Consider the following 3,586-nt stretch of genomic DNA (forward strand, 5'->3'; position numbering starts at 1 on the left):
GAACACCACCTTTTCCAACCGCCCCACACCCCGGCGAGGTCCGGCCACCACGCTGACCCGTGCGATGGGGCGGGGACGGTTGGAAAAGGGGCCTGAGCGCGAACGCCCAGGCCGAAGGACCAGCCTCAACGCCACCGCCGCGCGTGGCAGTGGCGTCCCCGTTGGCTGGCCGGAGACAAGGGGAAAAAAGGGCGCCGACCCGCGAGGAGCCGGCGCCCGAGGGCTGCACCCGGGAGCAGGGATGGAGGAGGGAGTGGGTGCAGCGGAACATGGGTCAGCCGCGCGTGAGCCCGCGCGCGCGCTGTTCGTCGCTGGTGGTGAGCACGCAGGCGCAGAAGTGGCAGCAGTAGCGAAAGCCGCTGGTGGTGAACGCGCCGCTCGCGGTCTTGCTGCCGTCGTGGCTGTACTCCGGCACGTGCCCGCCGTGCGTGTGGCAGGAATCGACCAGCGCGCGGCGCTCGTCCTGCTGGCTCGCGAGCGTGGCGCGCTTGTTGGCGAGCATCCTGTCCAGGTGCGCCACGCGGGCGAGGATCTCGGTCTTCGTGGTGGGTACGGACATGACAGGCTCCTTGCGGTGCGGGGGTGGGAATCAGTCCTGCGCGGCGGGGTGCGCGGGCTCGGCGGCGTTGCGCTCGCCGAAGAAGTAGCGATGCAGGGTCGCGACCTTGGAGTACCCCGGATCGTTCTCGCGGCGCCTGATGCGCAGGATCGTGTCGTACGCAATCCCGGTCTCGCGGGCCACCGTGGGCAGATCACCCTGGCGCTCGTTCAGCGCGCGAACCACGTCGTCTAGGAGGTCACCTTGGCTCATGCGAGCATCCTAGGCACATTTGCCTCAGAAGGCAACCCAAATTTGCCTAGTGTCCGCCGAACGGCACTACGGACAAATTTGCCTGAGGAATTTGGCCATCATTGCGGCATGGCAAAAAAGCCCAGCAAGGCGCTCACAGTTCTGGCAGAGAACCTGGACCGCCTCATTGCTGCGCGGCAGGCACGCGAGCCGCAGTTCACTCAGCCGATGCTGGCCAAGCTGGCGAAGGTCGACCAGAAGACCGTCTGGCGCATCGTGCACAAGCAGAACGAGCCATCGATCGACAAGCTTGAGAAGATCGCGAACGTCCTGCAGGTCGAGACGTGGCACCTGCTGGTACCCGATCTCGATCCGGCCAAGCTGCCCGAGCTGGCGCGCGAAGAAGCTGCTGTCTGAAGGGAAGCCGCGCCTGCGCGGTTCGCGGGCAGAGAAGGGGGAGCCTAAATGCGCATTGCCCTGCCGGTTATTGCAACTCTGACTTTTTCCGCCGCGAGCCATGGACTCGCGCAAGTGGTTCCTGACGGAACCTACGACGTGTATCAGCAGGAAATCACTGTGGAAGGGCGACTAGAGGGCTGTTCCCTCGTCTTCACGACGATCACCACCGACACAGCGTATTCAGGGGGGAAGCAGATTCTTCTGAATGGCAGCATCGCGCTGCGCAGATCGCGAGACCGTGATCTAGTTTTCACCGGCAAGCTGGGAACAAGAAAGCTCGCAGCAACCGGCCCGGGAGTGTGGGAGAAGCCAGCTCATTTCCACTTCTTCGGCGCCACCGGCACCACGGCCGGCCACGCTCAGTTTGTGGACGCCGAAAACGAAGGGTATCGGCTGCTGCTCGTCCGCGCCACCGAGGAAGACGTTATGCACCTCTTGGTGGACATGATTGGCACTGCCGAATTTTCTGTTGGCTTCAACAGGAAGCCTGGCGGCCAGGATGTGACGTCGAAGATCCGCATGAATGTGAGCCTGCAGAGGGGTCCAAATGGACAGATGCGCCCTGTCGAAAACCCGCAGACTGCGGTGGACTATGCTCGTTGCGTGTCTCGTGTCATTGACAGCTTCGCCCAGCAGCTTCCATCGAAATGAGCGATCGGCGGCCGAGCGCGCCACCTTCCAGCGAGAGCACCCCTGTCCCTCCACCGGCCGGCGCCGCGGCCCCTGCCCCGGCTACATCGTGGACCACGTGCAGCCGCTGTGCGCTGGCGGCCCTGATCGGCCGGCCAACATGCAGTGGCAGACAGTGGCGGACGCGAAGGCCAAGGACCGCTGGGAGCGCCGCATCTGCCGGCGCAACTAGCTCAAGGTCGAATCCGCAGCGTCCTCCGACGTAGAAACCGTCCCGCACAGCCGGCTCATGAGGCTGTCGCGGACCTCTCGGACCTTCGCCCCGTACAACAGGTAGTCGGCTGACACGCCGTACAGCGTGGCCAACTCGCGGAACTCGCTCAGGCTGGGCGTAGTTCTGTCGTGCTCCCACGACGAAATTGTCTGGCGCGTGTGCTTGAACTCCGACGCCACTTCCTCCTGCGTCATCTGCGCTTCCTGCCGCGCCTGTTTCAGGCGCCCTCCGATGGATACCGTCATAGCCTGTTCTTGGTCCTTCCCCGAGTAGATTGCTCAGCATTGCCTGCGCGCTATCCAGGCCCGGTCTCCACCATTTTGGTGAGGAAAGCTGGCCTTGCGCTGACCCGTCACGGAAACGTACCCCCTTTACTCGACCGTCACGGGAGCGTTGCGCAACGCCAGCTTTACACAGTCGAGCAAAAGTCAGTTTTCCTAAAACCAACGTTCTCTGATCCATGGAAAACAACGGGTTTTCCCTGAGCTACCGTTCGTCCTGATTCTAGGCATTTCTGCCTTGCATGTTCAGGCACATATGCCTAGACTGCATCCACGCCTCAAGAACAGGGGCAGGAGCGAAACCAGATGGACGACCAGACGCAGCAGCCCGAGCAAGCCGAGCCGACCACCATCGTCAGCTACAAGGGCTTCACCCAGGGGCTCACGTGCACGGGCGGCGACGAGCCGTTCCAGTACGCGGTGGGCGAGACCTACAGCATGGATGGCCCCATCGCGGCGTGCGAGCGCGGCTTCCACGCCTGCGAATACCCGCTCGATGTTTTCGCGTACTACCCGCCGGCCGGCAACCGCTTCGCCATCGTGGAGCAGTCGGGCGAGATCGCGCGGCACGAGGGCGACACCAAGGTTGCCAGCTCGCGAATCACGGTGAAAGCGGAAATCGATCTGCCGGGCCTCATCAAGGCGGCCGTCGAGTGGACCTTCAGCCGCGCGAATCCGATCGATCCGCAGTCGCCCGCGCACTCCGACGAGGAAAGCGGACACGCCAGCGCCACGGGCGACAGCGGTGCGGCGAGCGCCACGGGCTACAGAGGTGCGGCGAGCGCCACGGGCGAAAGCGGTGCGGCGAGCGCCACGGGCGACAGCGGTGCGGCGAGCGCCACGGGCTACAGCGGTGCGGCGAGCGCCACGGGTCGAGCCAGCGCCGCAATGGCAAGCGGTCGCTACGGGCGTGCGCTCGCGGCCGAAGGCTGCGCCCTCTTCCTGGTCGAGCGCGACGAAGACTGGAACATCGTGGCTGTGTTCGCGGGCATCGGCGGGCGCGATGGCATCAAGGCCGACACCTGGTACACGCTGGAAGACGGCGAGCCCGTGGAAGTCGAGGAGGCGTGATGGACACCATCAAGCACCAGATCAAGAGCGTCGGCGGCGCCGTGCTCTTCGAGGCGGAACTCCCGGACGACACGCCGAGCG

At 64.7% G+C, this 3,586-nt stretch carries 6 protein-coding genes; 3 read left to right on the plus strand and 3 right to left on the minus strand.

What is annotated here, in order from left to right; translation table 11 throughout:
• Nucleotides 1-274: 274 nt before the first annotated feature.
• Together VFM98_RS08810 and VFM98_RS08815 are read right to left on the minus strand one after the other, a co-directional pair.
• Nucleotides 275-559 (minus strand): hypothetical protein, encoded by a 285-nt coding sequence (locus tag VFM98_RS08810; protein WP_325109540.1) that lies wholly within the window; start codon nucleotides 557-559, stop codon nucleotides 275-277.
• Nucleotides 560-589: 30 nt separating this feature from the next.
• Nucleotides 590-811 carry a hypothetical protein gene (locus VFM98_RS08815; RefSeq protein WP_325109542.1) on the minus strand — a complete coding sequence of 74 codons (222 nt, stop codon included), beginning with the start codon at nucleotides 809-811 and terminating at the stop codon, nucleotides 590-592.
• 108 nt (nucleotides 812-919) lie between these two features.
• Between VFM98_RS08815 and VFM98_RS08820 the strand changes: the two genes are divergently transcribed.
• Nucleotides 920-1,207, plus strand: coding sequence for a helix-turn-helix transcriptional regulator (locus tag VFM98_RS08820; RefSeq protein ID WP_325109543.1), 288 nt, complete (start codon nucleotides 920-922; stop codon nucleotides 1,205-1,207).
• Nucleotides 1,208-1,255: 48 nt separating this feature from the next.
• The gene (locus VFM98_RS08825) at nucleotides 1,256-1,900 is read left to right on the plus strand and encodes a hypothetical protein (RefSeq protein WP_325109544.1); all 645 of its coding nucleotides are present in this window, start codon (nucleotides 1,256-1,258) and stop codon (nucleotides 1,898-1,900) included.
• A gap of 207 nt (nucleotides 1,901-2,107) precedes the next feature.
• Here VFM98_RS08825 and VFM98_RS08830 read toward each other — a convergent pair whose 3' ends face one another.
• Complete coding sequence (locus tag VFM98_RS08830) at nucleotides 2,108-2,398, minus strand: helix-turn-helix transcriptional regulator (protein ID WP_325109545.1); 291 nt, start codon at nucleotides 2,396-2,398, stop codon at nucleotides 2,108-2,110.
• Nucleotides 2,399-2,740: 342 nt separating this feature from the next.
• Between VFM98_RS08830 and VFM98_RS08835 the strand changes: the two genes are divergently transcribed.
• Nucleotides 2,741-3,505, plus strand: coding sequence for a DUF7666 domain-containing protein (locus tag VFM98_RS08835; RefSeq protein ID WP_325109546.1), 765 nt, complete (start codon nucleotides 2,741-2,743; stop codon nucleotides 3,503-3,505).
• The last annotated feature ends 81 nt before the right edge of the window (nucleotides 3,506-3,586 follow it).

It is taken from the genome of Ramlibacter sp. (assembly GCF_035706265.1).
GTDB lineage: Bacteria > Pseudomonadota > Gammaproteobacteria > Burkholderiales > Burkholderiaceae_C > Ramlibacter.